Genomic DNA, 24,600 nt, shown 5'->3' on the forward strand with positions numbered 1-24,600 from the left:
ACCGCCCCCGGTATCTCGACCACCTCTGGTGCCCTCGACACTTCCCGCGTCACCCGTACACCTGGTGCCGCTGACATCCCCGACGCCCCCGGGGACCCGAACGCCTTTGGTGCCCCTTGTACCGCCGACACCCCTGGTGCAACCGATGCTCCCCGTACACCTGGTGTCCCGGGTGCCCTCGATACCCCTGACACCTCCGCTACTCCCGGGGCCCTCGACGCTCGTGGTGCTTCTGGCGCTTCTGGTGGCCCTGGCGTTCCCGGCGCCTCCGGTGGCCTTGTTGTCTCCGGTGCCCCTGGTGTGACCGCGGGGCGACGGCGCGCGGAGGTGGCCGGGGTCGCGCTTCCGCTGGCCGGTGCGCGGGCCCGGGCGCTCGGCGACTCCCTCGCGCTACGGGTGGCCGCGGAGCGCCTGCGCGCGCTGGGGTGCGCGGTGACCGCCCCGGGCGGCCCGCCGCCGTCCGGGGCTCCGGCGGGGTGGATCGGCCTGACCGCGCTGCCCTTCGCCCCGGACGGCCCCCTGCCCGGGTGCGCGGTCTCCTGGTCCGGCCCGGTCGGCGTCCCCATGGAGGGTGAACGCGACGTGCAGGCCGCCTGCGGGATCGAGCACGTCCACGGACGGGCCTCGGGAGGACCGCGCCCCCTGGGGGTGGACTACGCCTCCGTGTGCGCCGGGGTGCTCTGCTCCCTGGCGGTCACGGCCTCGGCCCTGGCCCTGGTCCGTGGCGGGCGGTCCCTGTCCGCGACGACCTCGGTGGCCCAGGCGGCTCTGCTCTCCCTCACCCAGTACGCCGCGGCGGCCACGGCGCCCGGAGCGGGCCCTGACTTCGGCGACCCGCCGCCCGGTGATCGTCGCACTCCGCCGTTCCGTGCGGCCGACGGAGTGCTCTTCGAGGTGGAGACGCTCGACGCCGAGGCGTGGCGGGACCTGTGGACGCGCCTGGGCGCCGACCCGGGGGCGGCCGCCGCGGGATGGCTCCCGTTCCAGCGGCGCTTCGCCACGGCCACCTGCCACCTGCCCGCCGCGCTGGGCGACACGGTCGCCGCCCTGGACTACGCACAGGTGCGCGCCGCCGCCGAGCGGAGCGGCGTCAGTGTCGTCCCGGTGCGGTCCGCCGACACCCCGCCCGACCCCGCACCCGACTCGCCCTGGCGGCTGCGCGGCCTCACGCCCGGGTCCCCTGGGCACGCCCTCCCCCCGCTCGGACCGCACGTCCACGCACCGCTGTCGGGGATCCGGGTCCTGGAGGCCACCACCCGGGTGCAGGGCCCGCTGGCCGGTCATCTGCTCGGCCTGCTCGGCGCCCGCGTCCTGCGCGTGGAACCGCCCGGCGGCGACCCCATGCGGGGCGTACCGCCGATGGCGGGCCCGTACTCGGCCCGCTTCCTCGCGCTGAACCGGGGCAAACGCGCCGTGGAGGCCGACCTCAAGAGCGAGCGGGGGCGCCGCACCGCGCTGGACCTCGCCGCGTCGGCGCACGTGTTCCTGCACAACTGGCCGCCGGGCCGGGCCGAACGGCTGGGCCTGGCGCCCGACGACCTTGCGGCCGGGCGCCCGTCGCTCGTCCACGCGCACACCGGCGGATGGGCCGACGCGCTCCCCGACCCCCAGCCGCTGGGCACCGACTACCTGGTACAGGCGCACAGCGGAGTGGCGGCACTGGTCAACGGTCCCGGCGAACCCCCGGCGCCCTCCCTGATGACGATCACCGACGTCCTGGGCGGGATCATCGGCGCCGAGGGGGCCGTCGCGGCTCTGCTGGCGCACGCCCGCACCGGCGCGGGCGTGCGGGCCGAGACCGCCCTCGTCGACGCCGCCCGTCTCCTTCGCGAGGCGGCCCCGCCACGGGGGCCCTCCGCCGACCGCTCCGCCGGGGCGGCCGTGACGACCGACCTGGCCGCGATGGCCGCCGACCCGGCGTTCGCGACGGCGTTCGACACCGACGGCGCCGCCTACGCCCGCGCGCCGTGGACCTTCGCGCCCGCCGCCAGTGGTCCGTCGGAGGAGCCCCGTTGACCACTGCCACCAGTCGCCCGGAGGTGTCCCGTTGACCACCGTCCTGCCCACGACCTGGACCTCGGCGGGCGGCATCGCCCTGGCCGACCGGGTCCCCCGGGAACTGCGCGCGGCCTGGACCGCGCGGGGGCTGTGCCCCGGCCGGGACCTGTACACCCTGTTCGGCGAGCACGTACGGGCCGCGCCCGACCGCGCGGCGGTGATCGACGCCCAGGGCGTGCTCGACTACGCCGGGCTGGACGCCGCGGTGCGCCGCGCCGCCACAGCCCTGTCCGGGGCCGGATACGGACCGGCCGACATCATCGCGATCCGGCTGCCCAACGGGCGCGAGGCGGTGACGGCCGAACTCGCGGTCGCCGCGATCGGGGCCGTGTCCCTGCCGATACCCGAGCGCCCCTGGCGCGACGTCGCCGGCCTGCTCGGACGCTCCCGCGCCGGGGCGCTCGTCACCGGCCCCGGCGAGACCGGGTACGCCCGTGGCCACCGGGCCGACCTGCCCCACCTGCGCGGGCTGTGGACCTTCGGCCCCGCCGTCCCCGGCGCCCGCTCCCTGGACCGGCCCGACCCGGGGCGGGCCGAGCACTGGAACCCGGCGCGCCCGGACCCGGAGGCCCCCGCCCGCCTCCTGGTCTCCTCGGGCTCGGAGGCCGAACCCGCGATGGTCGCCTACTCCCACAACGCCATGGCCGGCGGACGCGGCAACTACGTGGCGGCACTGCACCCCGGCCCCGGGCCGATGCGCAACCTCGTCCTGGTCTCCCTGGCCTCCTCGTTCGGGTCCTGCGGCGTCCCTGTCACCCTGGCCCGGCTCGGCGGCACCCTCGTGGTGCTGCCCCGGTTCGAGGCCGCCGCCGCCCTGCGCGCGGTCGAGTCGCACCGGCCCACCCACCTGACGGGGGTGCCCACGATGCTGCGCCGCATGGCCGAGCATCCGGGGCAGGAGGCCGCGGACCTGTCCTCACTCCAGCGGATCGTGGCCAGCGGGGCCCCGCTGCACCGGGAGGTCCACGATGCCTGCGTCCGGCGCTTCGGGCGGCCGGTGGTCAACGTCTACGGCTCCACCGACGGGGTCAACTGCCACACCGGCCGCGACCCGCGGGGCTGGGTTCCGGGACTGGCCGGGTACCCCGACCCCGACGTGGCCGAGGTGAGCGTCCGCGACCCCGAGGGCCGCCCGGTCGCCCCGGGGCGGACGGGGGAGATCTGGGCCCTGGGGCCGATGAGCCCGCTGTGCTACGTCGCGGCACCCGACCTGGACGCCTCCCGCCGCGCCCCGGGCGGGTGGGTGCGCACCGGAGACCTCGGGCGGATGGACGCCGACGGCGCGCTCTGGATCGTCGACCGGATGCGGCGCGTGGTCATCCGGGGCGGCGTCAACCTGGCCCCGGCCGAGGTGGAGCGCGAGCTCAGCGCCCACCCCGACCTCGCGGACGCCCACTGCGTGCCGGTCCCCGATCCCGATCTGGGCGAGCGGATGTGCGCCTGTGTGGCGCCCCGGAAGGGGGCCGAGCCGCCCACACCCGGTGCCCTGACCGCCTTCCTGCGCGAGGAGCGCGGCATGGACCGGCGCGCGCTGCCCGAACTCTTCCTGGCCCTGCCCGAACTCCCGCTCGGGCCCACCGGAAAGATCTGCGCCGCCACGCTGCAGCGCCTGGCGGCCGCACACGCCCGACCGGTGCGCGAGCACCGGACGTACGACTCCGAGGAGCACCCCGTGCAGTCCACCACCCCAGCGCGCGAGAGCGGCGAGCCCGCCTCGCGCTACGTCTTCGACAACCACAGTGAGCACGCCTTGGACCAGCACCGCTTCCTGGCGGCCGCCTACGACCCCCTGACCACCGAGCGCCTCGCCCGGACCGGGGTCGGCCCGGGATGGCGCTGCCTGGAGGTCGGCGCGGGCGGCGGCAGCGTGGCCCGGTGGCTCGCGCGCCGGGTCGCTCCCACCGGGTCGGTGACGGCGACCGACATCAAACCCGAGCGGATCCCCGCCGAGGAGGGGCTGGAGGTCCTGCGCCACGACGTCGTGCGCGACCCGCTGCCCGAGGCCGCGTTCGACCTCGTCCACTCCCGGCTGGTCCTGCTGCACCTGCCCGAGCGGATCGCGGTGCTGGACCGCCTGGTGCGCGCCCTCAAACCGGGCGGGGTCCTGCAGCTCGACGAGTTCGACATCACCTACGGGCCCGGCCTGCTGATGCCCGGCCGCGGGGCGGCCAAGCTCTACGAGACGTTCCTGGAGACCAAGATCCGGGTCATGCGGCGCGCCGGAGCCGACCCGGCGTGGGGGCGCGACGCGGCCGACGCGATGCGGCGGGCCGGACTGGTCGACATCGATCCGCGCCCCCGGCTGGAGCTGTGGGACGCAGACTCGCCGGGCGTCCACCTGATCGCCCACCACACCCGGCACCTACGCGACCAGTTCGTGGCCGAGGGGATGACCGACGGGCAGCTCGCCGACGTCCGCGCCCTGCTGGCCGACCCGGGCTTCCGGGCCAGTTCGTGCGTCGTCTACTCCGTGCAGGGCCGGCGCCCGCTGGAGGCCGGATGACGGCGCCGCGAATCGACCTGGACACCGCCGCCCCCGGCGTCTACCCGGCCATGGCGGCCTTCGACACGGCCGCGCGCGCGGGCGTGGACCCCGTCCTCGGCGAACTGGTGCGCATCCGCGCCTCCCAGCTCAACGGCTGCGCCTTCTGCCTGGACATGCACACCCGGGCCGCGCTGAAGGCGGGGGAGGGGCAGCACCGCCTGGACGCGCTCGCCGCCTGGCGGGAGAGCCCGCTGTTCACCGGCGCCGAGCGCGCGGCCCTGGACCTGACCGAGTCGATGACGCTGATCGCCGGGTCGGGCGTGTCCGAAGAGGTCGTCGCCGCGGCGGCCGAGCACTTCGACGAGGCCGCCCTGGCGGCCCTGGTGTGGGTGATCGCCGCCGTCAACACCTGGAACCGCGTGGCCGTGGCCGCCGCGCTACGGCCACCCGGGTGACGGTCGCCCCGGCGGCGGAACAGCGGGAGGGGTCCGCCCGGGGGCGGACCCCCGGTGCGGACCTCGGAGCGGGCCCGGAGCGGGCCCGGACCGGCGTCGATGAGAGGGGGCGGGCGGGGGAGTGGTCGATAGCATGGTTCGGCGGGTACCGAGTGCCGGCCGTACCGGAGGGAGCCACGGATGAGGGCCAACCAGATCCCCACCGAGGAGATCAGGCGGGACCCGGCGGCGTTCGCCGACAGGGTGACCGCGGACGGGCGGTTCGACCGGACCGCCGAACCCGGGCGGTACCGGCTGGTCATCAACCGGGCGTGCCCCTGGGCGCACCGGGTCGTCATCGTCCGCCGCCTCATGGGTCTGGAGGAGGCGGTCTCCCTGGCCGTCACCGACCCCCGCCAGGAGATCATCGACGGCGACCCCCACTGGGTGTTCACCGAGGAGACCGGCAGCCCCGGCGACCGGGACCCGGTCCTGGGCATCCACGCCCTGCGCGAGGCCTACCTGGCCCGCGATCCCGACTACACCGGCGGCGTCAGTGTGCCGGGACTGGTCGACACGGCCGACGGGCACCTGGTCTCCAACGACTACGACCGGCTCTCCCTCGACATGGCCACCGAATGGGGCGGCCTGGTGCGGGACGGCGCCCCGGACCTGTACCCGTCCGCGCTGCGCGACGAGATCGAGTCCCTGGGCGAGGAGATCTACCGCGACCTCAACAACGGTGTCTACCGGTCCGGTTTCGCGCCCGACCAGAAGCGCTACGACCGGGCCGTCGCCGGAGTGTTCCGCCGGCTCGACGCCCTGGAGGAGCGCCTCGCCTCGCGCCGCTACCTCGTCGGCGACGCCCTCACGGTGGCCGACATCCGGCTCTTCACCACCCTGGTGCGCTTCGACGCCGTCTACCACGGCCACTTCAAGTGCAACGTCCGCAAGCTCGCCGAGTACCCGGCCCTGTGGGCCTACGCCCGCGACCTGTTCCAGACACCCGGGTTCGGCGACACGACGCACTTCGACCACATCCGCGTGCACTACTACTTCGTCCACACGGCCATCAACCCCACGCGGGTGGTCGCGGTCGGACCCGACCCCCGCCTGTGGCTGACCGCCCACGGGCGCGAGGACCTGTGCGGTACCCCCTTCCGGGCGGGCACCGCGCCGGGCCCGGTCCCCGAGGACGAGCGCGTCCCCGCCCCCGCCTGAGCGCTGGGCCGCGCACGCGCCTACCGGGGGGACCACACCCCCAGCTCGTTGCCGCTGGGGTCGGTGAAGTGGAACCGGCGGCCTCCCGGGAACTCGTAGGGTCCGTTGACCACGTCGCCCCCGGCGGCGCGGACGGCGTCGGCGGAGCGGTCCAGGTCGGCCGAGTACAGCAGCACGAACGGGCCTCCCGCGCGGACCTCGCCGAAGGTGGTGAGGCCGCCGGCCTCCGGGGCGTCCGGGCCGGCGGGGCCCTGGATCCCCGCGTACCGGGGTCCGTAGTCGTTGAACCGCCAGCCGAAGGCGTCGCCGTAGAAGCGCTTGGCCCGTTCCAGGTCGGTGGCCGCGATCTCGACGTAGTCGATGGCGTGGTGCTCATGCTGGTGCTCGGTCATGGGGGACATGGTGCCCGACGGCGGTGACATCCGGGTGCCGGACGCGGGCGTGTTCCGCGCGGCCGGGCGGGCAGGTGTGCGCGGGTGAGGTTCGGGTAGCGCGTTGGTGAGGGCACGTGCACGACACTGATCCGGCCGAACAGGGGCGGCACGGCCCGGCCCCCGCCGGTCGTCGTGCGCTGACGGCGAATGGGGTGAGGACGGTGTTCCGAGACCGCGGAGAGGCCGGGGAGCGGCTGGCCGGAGCGGTGGCCGAACTGGGACCTGAGCGACCGCTGGTGCTGGCGCTGCCGCGCGGCGGGGTGCCCGTGGCCGAGCACGTCGCTCGGTCGCTCGGCGCGCCGCTGGACGTCATCGTGGTCCGCAAGATCGGTGCTCCCGGCAACCCGGAGGCGGCGATCGGCGCCACCACGGCCGAGGGTCCGCCCCTGTTCGACAAGGGCGCCCTGGTCGCGCTGGGGGTCACCGAGGGAGATCTGGCGGGCCGGTCGGGCGACGCGCAGGCCGAGGCGCGGCGGCGTGTGTCGGCCTACCGCGGGGACGCGCCGGATCCGGAGGTCGAGGGCCGCGACGTCATCGTGGTCGACGACGGCCTGGCCACGGGCATGAGCGCCCGCGCCGCCGTGTCCGAGGTGCGTGAGCGCGGGGCCGCCGCCTCGGTGGTCCTGGCCGTCCCCGTGGGCGCACCCGAGGCGGTGACGGCGCTGGAGGAGGTGTGCGACCGGGTCGTGTGCCTGTCCACACCGCCCGACTTCCGGGCCGTGAGCCTCTGGTACGAGGAATTCCCCCAGGTCGACGACGCGGAGGTGCGTCGGATCCTGGGACGGGCCCGATGACCGGCGGTCCTGACGAGGGGAGTGCACCATGACCATGCAGGAGGTGACCGTGGCCACCGCGGGGGTGGAGGTCGGCGGGTACCTGGCGACCTATCCCGGGGTGCCGGGGATCGTGGTCTTCGCGCACGGCAGCGGGAGTTCGCGGCACAGTCCGCGCAACATGGCCGTGGCCGAGGAGCTGCACCGGCGGGGGCTGGCCACGCTGCTCTTCGACCTGCTCACCCCCGACGAGGGCCGCGCCGACGATCTCACCGCGGAGCAGCGCTTCGACATCGGTCTGCTCACCCGCCGCCTGACCGGAGCGGTGGACTGGCTGGCCACGCGCGAGGAGACCGCGGACCTGCGGGTCGGGCTGTTCGGCGCGAGCACCGGGGCCGCCGCGGCGCTGCGCACCGCCGCGGAGCGCCCGGACCGGGTCCACGGGGTCGTCTCGCGCGGCGGGCGCCCCGACCTGGCCGGGACCGAGGCGCTGCAGCTGGTGAAGTCGCCGACGCTGCTGATCGTCGGCGGCGCGGACCCCGAGGTCCTGCAGCTGAACCAGGAGGCCGCCGACCGGCTCTCGGCGCACAACCGGATCCACGTCGTTCCCCGCGCCACGCACCTGTTCGAGGAGCGCGGGGCGATCGAGGAGGTGTCCGACGCCGCCGCCGAGTGGTTCCTGCTCACGTTCGGCGCGGACGGGGACTGAGCGGTCCGGGAGCGGCCGACGGAACCCGGACGGCGGCCGGGCGGCAGCGGTACCGGCGTGGAGCGGCCCGCCGGCGACGCGTCGCCGACGGGCCGTGGAGCCCGGTTCAGCCGCTGAGTTCCGGGTGCCCGAACAGGGTGGCGAATTCGGAGGGAAGCTGGCTGAGCAGCTTGTTCAGCTCGCCGCCGGACACGTTCTCCGCGACGGCGGTGAGCGTGGCACTGGCGTCCCACTCGGCGGTCATGGGCCGCGCTCCCGTGGCCGCCGCCACCCGGTTGAGGAACTCCTCCACCCCGAACGACTCGGCGTTCTCCAGTTCGCCCCTGTGCAGCGGCTCGGTGAGCGGTTCGGGCAGCTGCGCGGCCAGGTGCTCCACCCCGTCGGCGGGCAGGCGGGGCGCGAGTGTGCCGAGCACGGAGTGCGCGACGTGTTCGGCCTCGTCGCGGTCGGCGTACTCGCCCAGTTCACGGACCTTGTTGAGGAACTCGTCGTACTTCATGTCGGCCTCCTCACCGGTGGTGGATGAGCGGCGTGTCCGTCGTCCTAGGACCGTGCCCGGGACGGGCGGAGGCGAATCATCCCTGGTCGGCCCGCGTGGCGCTGCTGACAGGGCGGGTGCGGTCCGGATATGGCTGAGACCACGGGCGCGCGGGGACGCGCCCGTTCCCGGTCGGGGCCGTCCGGGCGGTGTCCCGCCCGCGGCGCCCATCCAGGAACCATCGAAGGAGACGAACCCATGTCACGTGTGACCGTCGCGGCGTTGGCCGCGGCTCTGATCGCGGTCGGCCCGATCGGCCTGACCGCCTGCACGAGGGACAACACCCACGACCAGAGGCATGTGCAGACGCCCGAGGAGGTGGAGGTGCCGGAGGAGACGGAGAGCCCGCAGACGGACGGGGACGCCGACGGGGAGCTGGCACTGACGCTGGACGTCAGTGCCGAGGAGTACTCCTTCGAGGGCATTCCCGAGACCCTGCCGGTGGGGACGACCGAGATCACGTTGGAGAACACCGGCACGATGCCGCACGACCTGGTGCTGGAGGAGCTCGGGGACGAGGTGGTCATCCCGGAGACGGCACCGGGCGAGCAGGCGACCGGCACCGTCTCCCTGCTCCAGCGGGGCGAGTACACCTTCTACTGCTCGGTCGGCGACCACCGGGAGCGGGGCATGGAGACGACGGTGACGGTGGAGTGAGCCCGGTCGCGGGCGAGTGGACGCGGGCGGGCGTCCGGCGGCTCTCAGGTCAGGAAGCCGCGCAGGAGGGCCTCACTGCCCTCCAGGTGTTCGCGCACGGCGAGCCGGGCGGCCTCGGGATCGCCGGAGCGGATCGACTCGACGATGGCGCGGTGCTGGGCGCTGCTGTGCTCCAGGTTCTTGACCAGCATGGGCATGGCGTCGAGCAGGTCGTTGACGCGCATGCGCACCTCGGTCAGGGACGAGGACAGCGACGGTGAGCCGGTGAGTTCGGCGATGGTGAGGTGGAAGACGGTGTCGGTGCGGCGGTAGTCGTCGACCTCGGCACCGTCGACCTGGGCCAGCCGTTCGGTGAGTAGGCGGTCCTGGTCCGGGGTCAGGCCGGTCTCGGCCAGCAGCACGGCGGCGCCGGTCTCCAGCACCCGGCGGTAGGTGAGCAGGTCGTCGAGGTCGACGTGCATGTCCTTGAGGACGCGGCGCGCCTCGGCCCGGCTGGGGCGCGGGCGCACGTAGGTGACGAAGGTGCCGCCCAGCCGTCCGCGCCGGGACTCGACGTAGCCCTCCTCCTGCAGGGCGCGGATGGCCTCGCGCAGGGTGATGCGGCTGACGCCCAGGCGGCCGGCGAGCTCCCGCTCGGCGGGGAAGCGGTCGCCGTGCGCGACCACGCCCAGCCTGATCGCCGACAGGAGCCGTTCGACGGTCTCCTCGAAGGCGTTGCCCGCACGGACGGGGCGGAACACGGCCTCGGCGGCCGGCCCGGCGTCGGTGTCGGGCTCGGCGTTGGTCCTGCCCACCTGTGCCCCCCACGTTCGGTGACGCCCTTGCCTCCCTCAGGTTAGGGCCTGTCCGGTGGAGCGGCCTCCCGCCCCGGGTTCCGGGGCGGGTCGGCGGTGGGGTCCGGACGGCAGGAGCGGCGCGCCTCCGATCGCGCCGGGGGCAGGGGATACGCCCCCGCCCGGGCCGGGGGCAGGGGATACGCCCCCGCCCGGGCCGGGAGCGGCCGGGACGGGGGCGCGGGGCCGGCTCCGGCTCACTTGAGTTCGGAGTCGGCCTCCTCGATGAGCGCGAACTCCTCCTCGGGGGCGTCGGCGACCAGGCGGTGGCGGGAGTAGAACCAGAAGTAGGCCAGGAACACCACCAGGATCGCGGCGGTGACGGCGGCTCCGACCATGTCCACGAAGAAGGTGGCGGCCAGGGCGCACACCGCCAGCACGAGCGCGACGCCCGTGGTGACCGCCCCGCCGGGGGTGCGGTAGGGCCGCTCCAGGTGCGGTTCGCGCCGGCGGAGCACGATGTGCGAGGCCATCATGAGCACGTAGGAGACGGCGGCGCCGAACACGGCGATGTTGATCAGCCGGTCGCCGTCGGCCACGGTGACCGCGAGGACGAACCCGATCGTGCCGGGCACGATCAGTGCCAGGTAGGGCGTGCGGCGCTTGCCCGTCACGGAGAGCCAGCGCGGCAGGTAGCCCGCCCGCGATAGGGCGAACAGCTGGCGGGAGTAGGCGTAGATGATGGAGAAGAACGAGGCCACCAGCCCGGCCAGCCCCACGTAGTTGACGAAGTCGGCCAGCGCGGTGCCGCCGCCGTAGGCCTCGCGCAGCGCTTCGGGCAGGGGGTTGGTGGAGGAGGCCATGGCGGCCGCCCCGGCGCCGCCGGGGGCGAGCACGAGCATGGCGGTGGCGGTCACCATCAGCACGCACATCGCCGCGATGATGCCGCGCGGCATGTCCTTGCGCGGCTCGCGCGCCTCCTCGGCGGCCAGCGGCACTCCCTCGACGGCCAGGAAGAACCAGATGCCGAAGACGAAGGCGCCCAGCACGCCGGCGAACCCGTAGGGCAGGAACGCGCTCGCGCCCAGCGCCGAGGTCGGTTCGATGTCGAACAGGTTGGCGGCGTCGAAGCGCGGGACCATGCCGACGGCGAAGGCCACCAGCGCCACGAGGGCCACGCCGGTGATCACGAACATCACCCGCAGGGCCTCGCCCACGCCCCACAGGTGGATGCCGACGAACACGGCGTAGCACACGAGGTAGACGGGCCAGGCGTTGGTGAGCCCGAACAGGCCCAGCGCCTCGACGTAGCCGCCGATGAAGACGGCGATGGCGGCGGGGGCGATGGCGTACTCGATGAGGATGGCGGTGCCGGTGGTGAAGCCGCCCAGCGGGCCCAGTGCCCGGCGCGCGAAGCCGTAGCCCGCTCCGGCGGTGGGCAGGGTGGAGGCGAGTTCGGCCAGGCCCAGGACCATGCACAGGTACATGGCGCCCATGAGGACGGTGGCGATGAGGAGCCCGCCCCAGCCGCCCTCGGCCAGGCCGAAGTTCCATCCTGCGAAGTCGCCGGAGATGACGTAGGCCACGCCCAGCCCGGCGAGCAGCACCCAGCCGGCGGCCCCGCGTCTGAGCTGGCGCCGGCGCAGGTAGTCGTCCCCGGCGGCGGCGTACTCGGCCCCCTGGATGTGGACCGGGCGGTCGTTGGTGTCGGACATGGGCGCTCCCTCGGTTCGGTTGCCCGTGGCCTTGCGGGACCAGCGATGCGCTCATTGGTTCACCGCCAGTCCTTTTGGATTACCGGAGATGGTCTGCTGGTCGGGTCCGCGCTGTCAAGGGGAGTAACACGCTATTGACAGGCGGGGACCTCGCTGGTTGCATGACCGGTGAATGGTCTGAGACCAAACCAAATGCGTCGGAGGCCGGACCCGGCGCGGACAAGGAGTCCCAGGTGAACGAGCACGGCGGCCCCCCACTGTCCCTGGACGAGTTGCGGCGCGAAGCGGCCGAGGGCACCCTCGACACCGTCCTGGTGGCCTTCACCGACATGCAGGGACGGCTCCAGGGCAAGCGCCTCTCCACCCGCTTCTTCCTGGAGGAGGTCCTCGGCCACGGCACCGAGGGCTGCAACTACCTGCTGGCCGTGGACGTGGACATGAACACCGTCGACGGGTACGCGATGTCGTCCTGGGAGACCGGCTACGGCGACTTCGCGATGGTCCCGGACATGGCGACGCTGCGCCGGACCCCCTGGGCCGAGGGCGCGGCCATGGTCACCGCCGACCTCGCCTGGCACGACGGCACGCCCGTGGCCGCCTCGCCCCGCCAGATCCTGCACCGCCAGCGCGAACGGCTCGCCGAGCGCGGCTGGCACGCGCTGGTCGGCACCGAACTGGAGTTCGTCGTCTACCGCGACAGCTACGAGCAGGCCTGGAACCGCGCCTACCGCGACCTGACGCCCGCCAACCAGTACAACGTCGACTACTCCGTCCTGGGCGGCGCCCGCGTCGAACCCCTGCTGCGCCGGATCCGCCGGGAGATGACCGGCGCCGGCCTGTACGTGGAGTCGGCCAAGGGCGAGTGCAACCTGGGCCAGCACGAGATCGCCTTCCGCTACGCCGAGGCGGCCCGCACCTGCGACCAGCACAGCGTGTACAAGAACGGCGCCAAGGAGATCGCCGCCCAGGAGGGCATGTCCCTGACCTTCATGGCCAAGCCCAACGAGCGCGAGGGCAACTCCTGCCACATCCACCTGTCCCTGCGCGACGACGAGGGCACGCCCGTCATGGCCGAGGGGGACGGCATGTCCGCGGTGGGCCGCCACGTGCTGGGCGGCCAGCTCGCGGCCCTGCGCGAGTTCACGCTGCTGCTGGCGCCCAACATCAACTCCTACAAGCGCTACGTCCCCGGCAGCTTCGCCCCCACGGCCGTCGCCTGGGGGCCCGACAACCGCACGTGCGCGCTGCGCCTGGTCGGCCGCGGCCCCTCCCTGCGGCTGGAGAACCGCGTCCCCGGCGGCGACGTCAACCCCTACCTGGCCACCGCGGCCCTCATCGCCGCCGGACTGCACGGCGTGGACGAGGCGATCGAGCCGCCCGAGCCCCTGACCGGCAACGCCTACGCCTCCGGTCTGCCCACGGTGCCGACCACCCTGCGCGAGGCCCTGGAGCTGTGGGAGGGCAGCGAGCTGGCGCGCGCGGCCTTCGGGGAGGAGGTCGTGGAGCACTACGCCCACAACGCCCGGGTGGAGCTGGCCGCCTTCGACGCCGCCGTCACCGACTGGGAGATGTTCCGCGGCTTCGAGCGGATGTGACGCCGCCGGGCCCACCGCGACCGGGCCCGACGCAGAACCGGGCCCCGAGGCGACCAGGCCCGACGGAGGCCCGGGTCCACCGCGACCGACAGCGCCCACCACGCACCGACGAGCACGAGGGGGAGACAGTGGGGACCGAGCACGAAGTGATCGACCCGGCCACGGAGGAGGTCCTGGCCACCGTCGGCCTCGCCTCGGCCGAGGAGACCGACGCCGCGGTCGCCCGTGCCGCCGCGGCCTTCCCGGCCTGGCGGGACACCGCGCCCGGCGAGCGCGCGCGACTGCTGCGCGCCGTGGCCGCCGCCCTGGACGAGCACGGTGAGGAACTCGCCCGGCTGGAGGTGCGCAACGCCGGGCACCCCCTCGGCCAGGCCCGCTGGGAGGCGGGCAACGCCCGTGACGTCTTCCAGTACTACGCGGGCGCGCCCGAACGCGCCGCCGGACGCCAGATCCCCGTCCCCGGCGGGTGGAGCGTCACCTTCGCCGAGCCGCTGGGCGTGGTCGGCGTCATCGTCCCGTGGAACTTCCCCATGCCCGTGCTGGCCTGGGGCACCGCCCCCGCGCTGGCCGCGGGCAACACCGTGGTCGTCAAACCCGCCGAACTCACGCCGCTGACCGCGCTGCGCATCGGCGAGCTGGCCCGCGAGGCCGGGCTGCCCGACGGGGTCCTGCAGGTACTGCCCGGCGCCGGATCCGTGGCCGGGGAGCGCCTGGTGCGCCACCCCGACGTCGCCAAGATCGCCTTCACCGGCTCCACCCGGGTGGGGCGCGCCATCATGGCGGCCTCCGCCGACCGGCTCAAACGCCTGACCCTGGAACTGGGCGGCAAGAGCGCCAACATCGTCTTCGCCGACGCCGACCTGGACAGGGCCGCCGCGGCCGCCCCCGGCGGGGTCTTCGACAACGCGGGCCAGGACTGCTGCGCCCGCTCCCGGCTGCTGGTCCAGCGCCCGGTGTACGAGCGCTTCATGGAACTGCTGCGCCCGGCCGTGGCGGCCGTGCGCGTCGGTGATCCCGGCGACCCGTCCACCGACATGGGCCCGCTGATCAGTGCCGCCCAGCGCGACCGCGTCGCCGGCTACGTCGACGCGGCGACGGTGGCCTTCCAGGGCGGCGCGCCGGACGGGCCCGGGTTCTGGTTCCCGCCCACCGTCCTGACCACGACCGACCCGGACGAGCCCGCCTTCCGGGAGGAGATCTTCGGCCCCGTGGTCTCGGTGCTGCCCTTCGACACCGAGGAGGACGCCGTGCGCATCGCCAACGACTCCGACTTCGGCCTGGCCGGATCGGTGTGGACCCGCGACGTCGGCCGCGCGCTGCGGGTCTCGCGCGCCGTCCGGGCGGGCAACCTGTCGGTGAACTCGCACTCGGCGGTGCGCTACTGGACGCCCTTCGGGGGCATGAAGCAGTCGGGCATCGGCCGTGAGCTGGGGCCCGACGCGCTGGACGCCTTCACCGACACCAAGACCGTCTTCGTCTCCGACGACACCTGAGGGAGTGCACATGAACCGGTTCGACCAGCGCGTCGCCGTCATCACCGGAGCCGCGGGCGGTATCGGCCGCGCCACCGCCCGCAGGCTGGCGGACGAGGGCGCGACCGTCGTCGCCGTCGACCTGGACGAGGAGGCGGGCAAGCGGGTCGCCGAGGAGGTGGGCGGCCGTTTCCTGAGGGCCGACGTCACCGACGAGGCCGAGGTCGAGGAGCTGTTCGCGACGGTCCGCCGCACCTGCGGCAGCGTGGACGTGGCCTTCAACAACGCCGGGATCTCCCCGCCCGAGGACGACTCGATCCTCACCACGGGGCTGGAGGCCTGGCGCCGTGTCCAGGAGGTCAACCTGACGTCGGTCTACCTGTGCTGCAAGTACGCGCTGCCGTACATGCGAGAGCAGGGGCGCGGGTCGATCGTCAACACCGCCTCCTTCGTGGCCACGATGGGCGCGGCGACCTCCCAGATCTCCTACACCGCCAGCAAGGGCGGCGTCCTGGCCCTGAGCCGCGAGCTGGGCGTCCAGTTCGCCCGGGAGGGCATCCGCGTCAACGCCCTCTCGCCGGGGCCGGTGAACACCCCGCTGCTGCGGGAGCTGTTCGCCAAGGACCCCGAGCGGGCGGCCCGCCGCCTGGTGCACGTCCCGCTGGGGCGCTTCGCCGAGGCCGAGGAGATCGCCGCCGCGGTGGCGTTCCTGGCCAGTGACGACGCCTCGTTCATCACCGGGTCCAACTTCCTGGTCGACGGGGGCATCTCCGGCGCCTACGTCACACCCGAGTAGGAGGTCCACTGCCGTGCCACCGATCATCGGCGTCTCCGCCTACGCCCAGCCCGCCCGCTGGGGCGTGTGGGAGATGCCCGCCGTACTGCTGCCCGGCGCCTACACCGACGCCGTCGCCGCCGCGGGCGCCGTCCCGGTCCTGCTGCCCCCTCTGGAGGGGGTGGCCGGGGCCGTGGCGCGCCTGGACGGACTGCTGCTGGCGGGCGGCGGCGACCTGGGCCCCGGCCTGTACGGCGCCGAGGCGCAGGAGCACACCGCCGGGGTGCAGGCGGCCCGGGACGGGGCCGAGAGCGCCCTGCTCGCGGCCGCGCTGGAGCGGGGGATCCCCGTCCTGGGCGTGTGCCGGGGGATGCAGCTGCTCAACGTGGCCCGCGGCGGCACGCTCGTGCAGCACCTGCCCGACCGGGTGGGGCACGACGGGCACCGCCGCCGGACGGGGGTGTTCGACGACCATCCGGTGACGGTCGCCGAGGGCACACGGACCGCGCGGGTCCTGGGGCGAACGCGCCTGGACGCGCCCTCCTACCACCACCAGGCCGTGGACGCCCTGGGCGAGGGCGTGGTCGCCACGGCCTGGGCCGCGGACGGCACGGTCGAGGCGCTGGAGTACGCCGACACCGCCGACGTGCTCGGCGTGCAGTGGCATCCGGAGATGGGCCGCGACCCGTCCCTGTTCGACTGGCTGGTCGAACGGGCCGCGGCCCGGTGTGGCAGGCTGGCGGCCGACCCGTCGACCTGAACCGGAGGCACAGTGGCCGCCCACGCCGGCAGTACCGGAAGCCGTGACCACGACGTCCTCGTCGTGGCCGGAGCGGGGGTCGACACCATCGTGCGTGTCGACTCCCTGGCCCTTCCCGAGGGCGATTCGGTGTTCGTGCCGCCGGTGCTGGACTACGTGGGCCACACCGGCAACGGCGTGGCGCTGGGGTGCCACGCCCTGGGGCTGGCGACCAAGTTCGTCGACTTCCTGGGCGACGACGTCCAGGGCCGCATGGTCCTGGCGGCCTACGCCGAGCGCGGGCTCGACTTCAGCCACGTCGTCTCGCCGCACGGCACGCCCCGGGGCGTGAACCTGGTCGACGCCCAGGGCCGCCGGTTCTCCTTCTTCGACGGCCGCCACCCCGCCGACCTGCGGCTGCCCCGCGAGTTCTACCTGCCGTTCGTCGAGCGCGCCCGGCACGTGCACATGTCGATCATGGGGCACAACCGGGACGTCTACGACGACCTGGAGCGGTTGGGCGTGCCCAGCTCCACCGACCTGCACGACTGGGACGGCCGCGCGGAGCACCACCTGCCCTACGCCCTGCGCTCCGACCTGGTCTTCCTCAGCGCCGCCGCGATCCACGGCCGGGTGGGCGAGGTGATGCGCGCGGTGCTGGAGCGGGGCCGGGCCGAGCTGGTCGTGGCCACCGACGGCGCCGAGGGCTGCCACGTGCTCGAACGCGGCTGGGCCGGCTCCGTGCACGTGCCCGCCGCCGACCCCGGCGCCCCGGTCGTGGACACCAACGGCGCGGGCGACGCGTTCGTCGCGGCCTTCCTGCACGCCCGGCTGGAGGGCGCGCCGTCCCTGGAGTGCGCGCGGGCGGGCGCGGTGGCGGGTGCCTTCGCCTGCACCACCGCCGGAACCCATACAGACTTCATCACCCTGTCCGGCCTTCGCCATCTGACCGGTGGGGGCGCCCCGTAGTGTGCCCTAGTCTTTCGGCTGGGGGAGGCTTTGTGGACAACGAATGGTTCGTGCGTCGGACCTACCGGTGGTCGGACTGGACGGTCGAGCGGCTGGTGGAACTCAAACGGCGCGGCGGGACGACCGTCAGCCTGGTGATCCCGGCCAAGAACGAGGCGGCGACGGTCGGTGGCATCGTCTCCCGGGTGCGCGCGGCCCTGGTGGAGGACGTTCCGCTGGTCGACGAGCTGGTCGTCATGGACTCCGACTCCACCGACGACACCGGCGCGCTCGCCCGCGCGGCCGGGGCGCGGGTGCACAGGGTCATGGACGTACGGCCCGACCTGGGCCACCACCAGGGCAAGGGCGAGGCCATGTGGAAGTCGTTCTTCGTCACCTCCGGTGACGTCGTGGTGTTCATGGACGCCGACCTGGTGGAGTGGGACACCCACTTCGTGTCGGGACTGCTGGGCCCCCTGCTGACGGAGCCGGGCGTGGGCCTGGTCAAGGCCTTCTACGACCGGGTCCTGGACCAGGCCGGGGCCGGGGCGGGCACGAACGAGGGCGGCCGGGTCACCGAGCTGGTGGCCCGGCCCACCATCGCGCTGCGCTGGCCGGAGCTGGCGGGCGTGGTCCAGCCGCTGTCGGGGGAGTGGGCGGTGCGCCGCGAGCTCCTGCGGGACCTCCCCGTGCCCACGGGCTACGGGGTGGAGCTGGCGGTGCTGGTCGACACCTACCTCGGCCGGGGCGCCGACGCGATCGCCCAGGTGGACATGGGCCGGCGCGCCCACCGCCACCAGAGCCTGCGCGGGCTGGGGGCGATGGCGACCGAGCTGCTGGCCGTGGCCGACCGCCGTGCCGGTCTCGGGCAGGGGCGCGAGGAGGTCGAGGTGTGCCAGTTCGGCACGGGCGGACGGACGATGACACGTACGGTGAGTGTGGTCGAGCGGGGCCCCGCGGGCCGGGTGGCGCCCGCGCCCGAGTGGCACCAGGGAGAGGTGGCCGATTCGTGCTGAGACTGCGGGGGCGGGAGTACGACCGGGACGCGGCGCTGGTGATGGCGATCGTCAACCGGACCCCGGACTCCTTCTACGACCGGGGGGCGACCTGGGACGACGGGCCCGCGTTCGAGCGTGTGCGCCGGGTCGTGGACCAGGGGGCCGACATCGTCGACATCGGCGGTATCAAGGCGGCTCCGGGTGAGGAGATCGGCGCGGACGAGGAGAAGCGCCGGATCGTCGACTTCGTCGCGGGGGTCCGCCAGGAGTTCCCCGACCTGGTCATCAGCGTGGACACCTGGCGGGCGTCGGTGGGCCGGGCCGTGTGCGAGGCCGGCGCGGACCTGCTCAACGACGCCTGGGGCGGCTACGACCCGGAGCTGGCCGAGGTGGCCGCGGAGTTCGGGGTGGGGCTGGTGTGCACGCACACCGGCGGGGTGGCCCCGCGGACCCGGCCGCACCGGCTGCACTACGACGACGTGGTGCGCGAGGCGATCGACTCCACCGTGGCGCTGGCCGAGCGGGCGGTGGCGCTGGGGGCGCCCGCGGAGTCGGTGCTCATCGACCCCGCCCACGACTTCGGCAAGAACACCTGGCACTCGTTGGAGCTGACGCGCAGGCTGGACGAGATGACGGCGACGGGGTGGCCGGTGCTGGTGTCGCTGTCCAACAAGGACTTCGTGGGCGAGACCCTCGACCTGCCCGTGGGCGAGCGGTTGACCGGCACGCTGGCGGCGACCGCGGTGTGCGCGTGGCACGGGGCCCAGGTCTACCGGGTCCACGAGGTCGTGGAGACGCGCCAGGTCCTGGACATGGTCGCCGCGATCAGGGGTGTGCGGCCTCCCGCGCGGGCAGTGAGAGGGTTGGCGTAGGGGTGTTGGCGGAGGGGAGGCTCGATGATCGTCGGAACCGCGGTCTGTCCGCATCCGCCGCTGCTGCTGCGTGAGCTCACCGGCGGGCAGGACGTCGGCGCGGACCTGCGCAAGGCCTGTGAGGCGGCGGTGGCGTCCCTGGTCGCGCTCGGCCCCGAGGTACTCGTGGTCGTGGGCGGAGCCGACACCGGCGGGCGCCGCGAGCCGGGCCCGGCCCCGGTCCGGGCCTTCGGGGGTACGGAGAGCGCCGGGGGAGCCGGGGGTTCCGGGACGCGTCCCGAGGAGGGCGCGCTGCCGTTGAGCCTGGGTGTCGCGGGTCGGCTGCTCGACGCGGTCGGCGGCGCGGTCCCCGTCGATATGTACGCGGTGGCCTTCGACGCCGGTCCCGGGCCGGTGGCGGAGCTGGCGGACGCGATCGCCCGCCGCCCGGAGCGGGTCGCGCTGCTGGTGATGGGCGACGGCAGCGCGCGCCGGGGGGTCAAGGCCCCCGGGCACCTGGACGAGCGCGCCTTCGCCTACGACGAGCGGGTGCGGCGTGCCCTGGCCGGGGCCGACCCGTCGGCGCTGCTGGGACTGGAACCGGGTCTGGCCGCGGAGCTGCTGGCGGCCGGGCGGGCCGCCCTGCAGGTGATGGCGGCCGCGGTGGCGCGGGGCGGCGCGTCCTACCGGCCCGAGGTGCTCTACGCCGACGACCCGTTCGGGGTCATGTACACGGTGGCGGTGTGGTCGTGCGACTGCTGATGAACGACGTCGCGCCCGGCGCGGCCGAGCCCGGCGACCCCGTGGACGACGCGGTCCTGGAGGCGCTGTACGCCTACCCCGACACGGGCGGGCGGCCGTGGGTGCGGGCCAACATGGTCTCCACGCTGGACGGTGCCGCCGCGGGCAACGACGGCCGGACCGGGACCATCAACACCGAGGCCGACCTGGTCGTGTTCACGCTGCTGCGGGATCTGGCCGACGTGGTCCTGGTGGGCGCCGGGACGGCGCGCGCCGAGGGCTACCGCCGTCCCACGCCGCGCACGGGCGCGCGGCGCGAGCGCGCCGAGGCGCAGGGGCGCGCCGCGCACCCGGCGCTGGCGGTGGTGACCCGCAGCGCGCACGTGCCGCCGCTGCTGGCGGCCGAGGAGCCCGACCGGGGCCAGGTGTGGCTGCTGACCTGCCAGGAGGCGGGCGAGCCGGCGCTGGAGCGGGCGCGTGCGGCGCTGGGGCCCGACCGGGTGCTGGTGCTGGGCGAGGCGGAGGTCGACCTGGTCGCGGCGGTGGACGCGCTGCACGAGCGGGGGATGCCGCGGATCCTGTGCGAGGGCGGTCCGCGGCTGCTGCGGGACGTGGCCGCCGAGGGCGTGCTCGACGAGCTGTGCCTGACCGTCGTGCCGGTGCTGGCCGCGGGGGCGGAGCAGCGCATCACCGCGGGCGCGGGCGTGGACCAGGAACTGGTGCCGCGCCTGCTGCTGGAGGGCGGGGGAACGCTGCTGCACCGGTGGATCCGTCCCTGAACGCGTTCCTCGGGACCCGGAGGCCGTGGGGCGGGCGGGTGCGCCCGTGGCCGGGCCCCTGCCGGAGGCTGGGGGATGCCGCGCGGCACCGGTGGATCCGTCCCTGAGCGTGCCTCGCAGCGGGCCGGGAGGCCGTGGGGCGGGCCGATGTCCGCATCGGTGTGCTGAGCCCGTCGCGCGAACGGACCCCCGACCCGGCGGCCCGACCTTCCATGAACGGACCCGTGCTCAGCTCGGCGCCGCACCTCGCGAGATGGCGGCGGCCTCCTCGGCGTCGTCGAGCAGCCGCCGCTGGCGCTCACGGACCGGCGCGTGGTCGCCCGGAGCGCTGCGCCGCAGCTCCCGGTACCGGCCGCCGCGAGAGGCCAGCGCGAGCGCGGCCGAGCGGGGCAGGCCCTCGGCGGCGCCCCCGGCGGCCAGCGCGGCCCGGACCCGGCGGCGGTGGTCCCGGCGCGCGGCGAGGTAGACGAGCATCGCGGCGGTGAAGATCACCAGGACCTTGGCCAGGATCACCGGCACCGTGTTCCCGAACACGGGCGCGTCCAGCAGCCAGTGCATCGCCATGGCGAGCAGGACCAGGCCGGTCGCGGCGGCCGCGCGGCCGGGCGGGGGCCGCCAGGCGACCGGGGCCAGCAGCCCGAGGGCGGTCCCGGCGACGGCGGTCATCGCCCAGTGCGAGCCCGGGCCGGTCACCCCCACGCGCAGGACCGCGGACTGGACGACCGAGAGCGCGCCGGCGGTGGCCCCGGACTGGACGATGGCGCTGACGGCGTAGAGGAGGTTCTCGGTGACCTCGAAGCCCAGACCGGCGAGCGCGCCCAGGACGAAGCCGTCGGCGGGGCCGCGCAGGGCGCGGGGGAAGGCGGTCGCCACGAGCACGACGCCCGCGAGTTTGAGCAGTTCCTCGTTGAACGGCGCGGTCAGCGCCGCGCCCCAGGCGGTGGCCAGGTCCAGGCCCAGAACGGAGGACCAGGCGCTGCGCAGTGCCGAGTTGGCGATGACGGCCGCACCCGTCGCCGCGGTCAGGCCCCACAGGGCGGCCACGGCGCAGGGGAACCGGTCGGGGGTCCGGACCGGGCGGATGCGCCGGAACAGCCAGAAGCCGAACGCGAACGTGGCGGCGGCCAGGACCAGCGCGAGGACCACCTCGCCGGGGAAGACCCGGGCGGAGCCGGACAGCTGCCCGAGCAGGACCAGGAGTCCGGCCGCGCTCCCCAGCGCGATGGCGGCGGTGGCCGCGAGCGCGGGCGGGCGCGGCGCGTCCGGGTAGGCGTGGTGCGGAGTGGGACGGCCGCCCGTCCCGGCCCCGGCCTCTCCTGTGCCGCCCGTCCCGGCCCCGGCCTCTCCTGCGCCGCCCGTCCCGGCCCCGGGCGCACCACCGCGGGGTGCGCCGGAACCGGTCGCGCGGTCGTGGGAGCGGCTCCGTCGCGGCGCGGGTACGGCCGCGGACCGGCTGTCGCGGGCCCGGCTCACGCGTCCTCCCGGGTGAACGTGATCGAGGTCAGGACGTCGTCCACATCGGCCAGGTCGGCGCGTGTGGCGTCGCGCCCGGTGAGCGTCATCGACACGGCGAACCGGCCGTCCGGGGAGGGGTACAGGACGGCGGTGCCGGACTCGGTGTCGCTGGTGAGCGTGCCGGTCAGGCCGCGTGTGCCGTCCTCCGCCCTGGTGGGGTCGGGTGGGCCCAGGCGGGTGGATCCGTCCCCGGCGCGCAGGGTGCGGTCCAGGCCCCGCCACAACTCTGGGGCGGTGGGCGGCACGGCGGTGGTGGGGGTGACCGTGCTCAGAGTGAGTTCGGCCGGGCCGCGGCTGAAGTGGTAGACGCGTTCGGCGGTGCTGGTGCCCGTGCGCAGGGCCCAGCCGTCCCGGCGGAAGGTCAGTTCCGCCTCGACGTCCTCGCTGGAGCCCACCGCGAGGGCGTGGCCGGACCGGACGGGCTCGGTGCCGGGCAGGACCCTGTCGAGTAGCGGCCAGGCGGTGACGAGCACCGCGACCGCCCCGACGGCCAGGCCCGGCGGCCACCAGGAGCCGCCCGCGTGAGGGGGAGCGTGCGGTCGCTGTGCGTCGGTCCCCGGTGCCATGGCACCCCTCTCGTCGCGCGCGGTGAGACCCCGTCACGGACAGCGAATCATCCGTACGGGTGCTCGTTCGCGAGGGACGGCGGACTTGGCGTACGTTTGCGGCGATTTCACCCGGTCCGGGGAGTTCGGGCCGCCGGGGGCCGTCCGTGTCCCGGTGCCGGTGAGGAGGCGGCGGTCGGGGTGCGCGGTGGATCGCGGATGCCCCGGGCCTCGCAGCGGTGGGCGGGTGCTCGCCGCGGTGAGACCGCGTGCGCTCAGGGCGTGGCGGCGACGATGACGCGCAGGGCCGCGGGGCGCTTGGTGAAGCGGACCGTCTCACCGCACTCCCACACCTCGCCGTCCACGGAGATGTGCCGGTGGCCGGGCGGAAGCGAGAGGGTGAGCTCCGTCGCGAGGCGGCTGGAGTAGCCGTCCCCTCCCCTGGAGCGCTCGAAGAGGATGTCGGTGAGGGCCCGCCATCGCGGGTAGGTCCGTGCGGCCGCCAGTACGCGCACGTCCAGGCGTCCGTCGTCCAGCCGTTCGCGCATCGCCGGTACGCGGCCGTGGGTGCGGTACCGGCAGTTGCCCACGAAAGCCCACCACACGCGGGTCGGCCGGCCATCGATCCGGGTCGGGGTGGGCTCGACGTCCCTCAGGTCCCGCCACAGCGCCAGGCCGAACGCGGGCCACTTGCCGATCCTGGGCGCCCAGCGGTCGCGCCGCCGGACCAGGCGCGGGTGCGACCCGAACGTGGCGGTGTTGAGGAAGACCCGGCCGTCGGCCTCGCCCACGTCAACCCTGGCCAGGTGGCCGCTCCCGTAGGCCCGCAGTGCCGCCTCCACCGAGGTCAGGCCCAGTGTGCGCGCGAAGTTGTTCAGGGTGCCGGTCGGCAGGATGAGCAGGGGGCGGTCGTGTTCCAGGGCGGCGCGGGCCCCGGCGTTGGCCGTTCCGTCGCCGCCCGAGACCACCAGGATGCGCGAGGTGCGGGCGGCCTCGTCCATCACCGCGGCCATGTCGTCGTCGGGTGTGAGCGGCACGATCCGGGCCTTGGGCAGGGACCGCGTCACACGGTCGGCGGTGGCGCCGAAGCCCGGCCCTCCGATCCCCGTGCCGGCGGAGCGGGGATTGACCACCACGGTCACGCCGGAGCCCTCGGGGTCGCCTCCGGCCGAGCCCTCCGGGACGGTGCGCGCGCCCGAGACCAGTTCGGGGCGGGCGGGCAGCACGGCTCGTGAGAGCACGGCCGCGGCGGTACCGATCACCAGGCCCCCGGCCACGTCGCCGGGGTAGTGCACGCCGCTGTGCACCCGGGAGAGGGCCACGGCGCCGGCGATGCCCCAGACCACGGCGGACAGCGGGCGCGGGGCGTCGGCGGCGATCCCCCCGGCGAAGGCCGCCGCGGCGGCGGTGTGCCCGGAGGGGAAGGAGGAGTTGCCGTAGGCGCGGTAGGGCCGGCGTGCGCGCGGGACCCGGGAGCTGTCGGGGCGCGAGCGGGTGACCAGGTTCTTGACCACGAAGGAGGTGGCGTTGGCGGCGCCGGCGGCGGTGATCGCCCGCAGCGCGGTCCGGCGCAGGCGGGGCCCGCCGACGGCGGCGAGGGTGGCCGAGACCAGCAGCCAGGGCGCCATGTGGTCGGTGGCCTGGACGAAGCGGGGGGTGACCGGGTCCAGCGCGGGCGGCCCGAGTGCCGTCACCTTGTCATAGAGGTAGCGGTCGGCACGGCTGAGGAGTCGGGACGGTCGGAGTCGCATGTCTCCAGAGTGGGTCCGTCCGGCCCGGGTGTCCAGGAACCGGCCGGTGTGGATCGCGACACATTTCGTGACCTATCCGTGACATTTCCGGGGC

The 24,600-nt window shown here is 75.0% G+C and carries 23 protein-coding genes; 16 read left to right on the forward strand and 7 right to left on the reverse strand.

Annotation, left to right across the window (positions count from 1 at the left end; genetic code table 11):
• The first annotated feature begins 300 nt into the window (after positions 1-300).
• The 4 genes from ADL05_RS21005 to ADL05_RS21020 all read left to right on the forward strand — a co-directional run bounded on the left by ADL05_RS21005 (position 301) and on the right by ADL05_RS21020 (position 6,198).
• Positions 301-2,016 (forward strand): CoA transferase, encoded by a 1,716-nt coding sequence (locus ADL05_RS21005; protein ID WP_231640844.1) that lies wholly within the window; start codon positions 301-303, stop codon positions 2,014-2,016.
• 31 nt (positions 2,017-2,047) lie between these two features.
• Positions 2,048-4,561 carry an AMP-binding protein gene (locus tag ADL05_RS21010; RefSeq protein WP_231640845.1) on the forward strand — a complete coding sequence of 838 codons (2,514 nt, stop codon included), beginning with the start codon at positions 2,048-2,050 and terminating at the stop codon, positions 4,559-4,561.
• Positions 4,558-4,998: a carboxymuconolactone decarboxylase family protein gene (locus tag ADL05_RS21015; protein ID WP_053618706.1), complete on the forward strand. Its 441-nt coding sequence runs from the start codon at positions 4,558-4,560 to the stop codon at positions 4,996-4,998. Before ADL05_RS21010 ends, ADL05_RS21015 begins: the two co-directional genes overlap by 4 nt.
• A gap of 180 nt (positions 4,999-5,178) precedes the next feature.
• Positions 5,179-6,198: a glutathione S-transferase family protein gene (locus ADL05_RS21020; protein ID WP_053618707.1), complete on the forward strand. Its 1,020-nt coding sequence runs from the start codon at positions 5,179-5,181 to the stop codon at positions 6,196-6,198.
• A gap of 20 nt (positions 6,199-6,218) precedes the next feature.
• On the opposite strand, the gene ADL05_RS21025 is transcribed toward ADL05_RS21020, so the two are convergent.
• Entirely contained in the window at positions 6,219-6,590 is a 372-nt protein-coding gene (locus tag ADL05_RS21025; protein WP_053618708.1) for a VOC family protein, read from the reverse strand.
• 203 nt (positions 6,591-6,793) lie between these two features.
• Between ADL05_RS21025 and ADL05_RS21030 the strand changes: the two genes are divergently transcribed.
• Positions 6,794-7,426 carry a phosphoribosyltransferase gene (locus tag ADL05_RS21030; protein ID WP_053618709.1) on the forward strand — a complete coding sequence of 211 codons (633 nt, stop codon included), beginning with the start codon at positions 6,794-6,796 and terminating at the stop codon, positions 7,424-7,426.
• 28 nt (positions 7,427-7,454) lie between these two features.
• Positions 7,455-8,114, forward strand: a complete 660-nt coding sequence (locus tag ADL05_RS21035) for a dienelactone hydrolase family protein (protein ID WP_053618710.1) — start codon at positions 7,455-7,457, stop codon at positions 8,112-8,114.
• 106 nt (positions 8,115-8,220) lie between these two features.
• Here ADL05_RS21035 and ADL05_RS21040 read toward each other — a convergent pair whose 3' ends face one another.
• Entirely contained in the window at positions 8,221-8,613 is a 393-nt protein-coding gene (locus ADL05_RS21040; protein ID WP_053618711.1) for a DUF2267 domain-containing protein, read from the reverse strand.
• 237 nt (positions 8,614-8,850) lie between these two features.
• On the opposite strand from ADL05_RS21040, the gene ADL05_RS21045 reads away from it, so the two are divergent.
• Positions 8,851-9,309, forward strand: coding sequence for a cupredoxin domain-containing protein (locus ADL05_RS21045; RefSeq protein ID WP_053618712.1), 459 nt, complete (start codon positions 8,851-8,853; stop codon positions 9,307-9,309).
• A 44-nt stretch (positions 9,310-9,353) separates the two neighbouring features.
• Here the strand turns inward: ADL05_RS21045 and ADL05_RS21050 are convergent, their stop codons facing one another.
• Both ADL05_RS21050 and eat read right to left on the reverse strand, forming a co-directional pair.
• Entirely contained in the window at positions 9,354-10,103 is a 750-nt protein-coding gene (locus ADL05_RS21050) for a FadR/GntR family transcriptional regulator (protein WP_053618713.1), read from the reverse strand.
• Between the two features lie 236 nt (positions 10,104-10,339).
• Complete coding sequence (gene eat, locus ADL05_RS21055; protein WP_053618714.1) at positions 10,340-11,797, reverse strand: ethanolamine permease; 1,458 nt, start codon at positions 11,795-11,797, stop codon at positions 10,340-10,342.
• Between the two features lie 233 nt (positions 11,798-12,030).
• Here eat and ADL05_RS21060 point away from each other — a divergent pair, with 233 nt between their 5' ends.
• From ADL05_RS21060 to ADL05_RS21100, 9 genes are all read left to right on the forward strand, one after another.
• Positions 12,031-13,392, forward strand: coding sequence for a glutamine synthetase family protein (locus ADL05_RS21060; RefSeq protein ID WP_053618715.1), 1,362 nt, complete (start codon positions 12,031-12,033; stop codon positions 13,390-13,392).
• 128 nt (positions 13,393-13,520) lie between these two features.
• Positions 13,521-14,885 (forward strand): aldehyde dehydrogenase, encoded by a 1,365-nt coding sequence (locus tag ADL05_RS21065; protein ID WP_053618716.1) that lies wholly within the window; start codon positions 13,521-13,523, stop codon positions 14,883-14,885.
• Between the two features lie 10 nt (positions 14,886-14,895).
• Positions 14,896-15,660, forward strand: coding sequence for a 3-oxoacyl-ACP reductase (locus ADL05_RS21070; protein ID WP_053618717.1), 765 nt, complete (start codon positions 14,896-14,898; stop codon positions 15,658-15,660).
• 13 nt (positions 15,661-15,673) lie between these two features.
• Complete coding sequence (locus tag ADL05_RS21075; protein ID WP_053618718.1) at positions 15,674-16,399, forward strand: gamma-glutamyl-gamma-aminobutyrate hydrolase family protein; 726 nt, start codon at positions 15,674-15,676, stop codon at positions 16,397-16,399.
• 12 nt (positions 16,400-16,411) lie between these two features.
• A complete protein-coding gene (locus ADL05_RS21080) occupies positions 16,412-17,347 on the forward strand; it encodes a carbohydrate kinase family protein (RefSeq protein ID WP_053618719.1) in 936 nt (311 codons plus the stop codon).
• A gap of 32 nt (positions 17,348-17,379) precedes the next feature.
• Complete coding sequence (locus ADL05_RS21085) at positions 17,380-18,342, forward strand: glucosyl-3-phosphoglycerate synthase (RefSeq protein WP_053618720.1); 963 nt, start codon at positions 17,380-17,382, stop codon at positions 18,340-18,342.
• Positions 18,336-19,196 carry a dihydropteroate synthase gene (folP, locus tag ADL05_RS21090; protein ID WP_053618721.1) on the forward strand — a complete coding sequence of 287 codons (861 nt, stop codon included), beginning with the start codon at positions 18,336-18,338 and terminating at the stop codon, positions 19,194-19,196. Before ADL05_RS21085 ends, folP begins: the two co-directional genes overlap by 7 nt.
• Before the next feature lie 24 nt (positions 19,197-19,220).
• The gene (locus tag ADL05_RS21095; protein WP_053618722.1) at positions 19,221-19,937 is read left to right on the forward strand and encodes a hypothetical protein; all 717 of its coding nucleotides are present in this window, start codon (positions 19,221-19,223) and stop codon (positions 19,935-19,937) included.
• Positions 19,919-20,695 carry a pyrimidine reductase family protein gene (locus ADL05_RS21100; protein ID WP_231640846.1) on the forward strand — a complete coding sequence of 259 codons (777 nt, stop codon included), beginning with the start codon at positions 19,919-19,921 and terminating at the stop codon, positions 20,693-20,695. The genes ADL05_RS21095 and ADL05_RS21100 overlap by 19 nt, the downstream gene beginning before the upstream one ends.
• A gap of 228 nt (positions 20,696-20,923) precedes the next feature.
• Here ADL05_RS21100 and ADL05_RS21105 read toward each other — a convergent pair whose 3' ends face one another.
• The 3 genes from ADL05_RS21105 to ADL05_RS21115 form a co-directional block, all read right to left on the reverse strand.
• Positions 20,924-22,168, reverse strand: coding sequence for a PrsW family intramembrane metalloprotease (locus tag ADL05_RS21105; RefSeq protein WP_231640847.1), 1,245 nt, complete (start codon positions 22,166-22,168; stop codon positions 20,924-20,926).
• Positions 22,165-22,776 carry a hypothetical protein gene (locus tag ADL05_RS21110; RefSeq protein ID WP_053618723.1) on the reverse strand — a complete coding sequence of 204 codons (612 nt, stop codon included), beginning with the start codon at positions 22,774-22,776 and terminating at the stop codon, positions 22,165-22,167. Before ADL05_RS21110 ends, ADL05_RS21105 begins: the two co-directional genes overlap by 4 nt.
• 254 nt (positions 22,777-23,030) lie before the next feature.
• Positions 23,031-24,506, reverse strand: coding sequence for a bifunctional phosphatase PAP2/diacylglycerol kinase family protein (locus tag ADL05_RS21115; protein WP_053618724.1), 1,476 nt, complete (start codon positions 24,504-24,506; stop codon positions 23,031-23,033).
• Between the last annotated feature and the right edge of the window lie 94 nt (positions 24,507-24,600).

It is taken from the genome of Nocardiopsis sp. NRRL B-16309 (assembly GCF_001279585.1).
Taxonomy (GTDB): domain Bacteria; phylum Actinomycetota; class Actinomycetes; order Streptosporangiales; family Streptosporangiaceae; genus Nocardiopsis.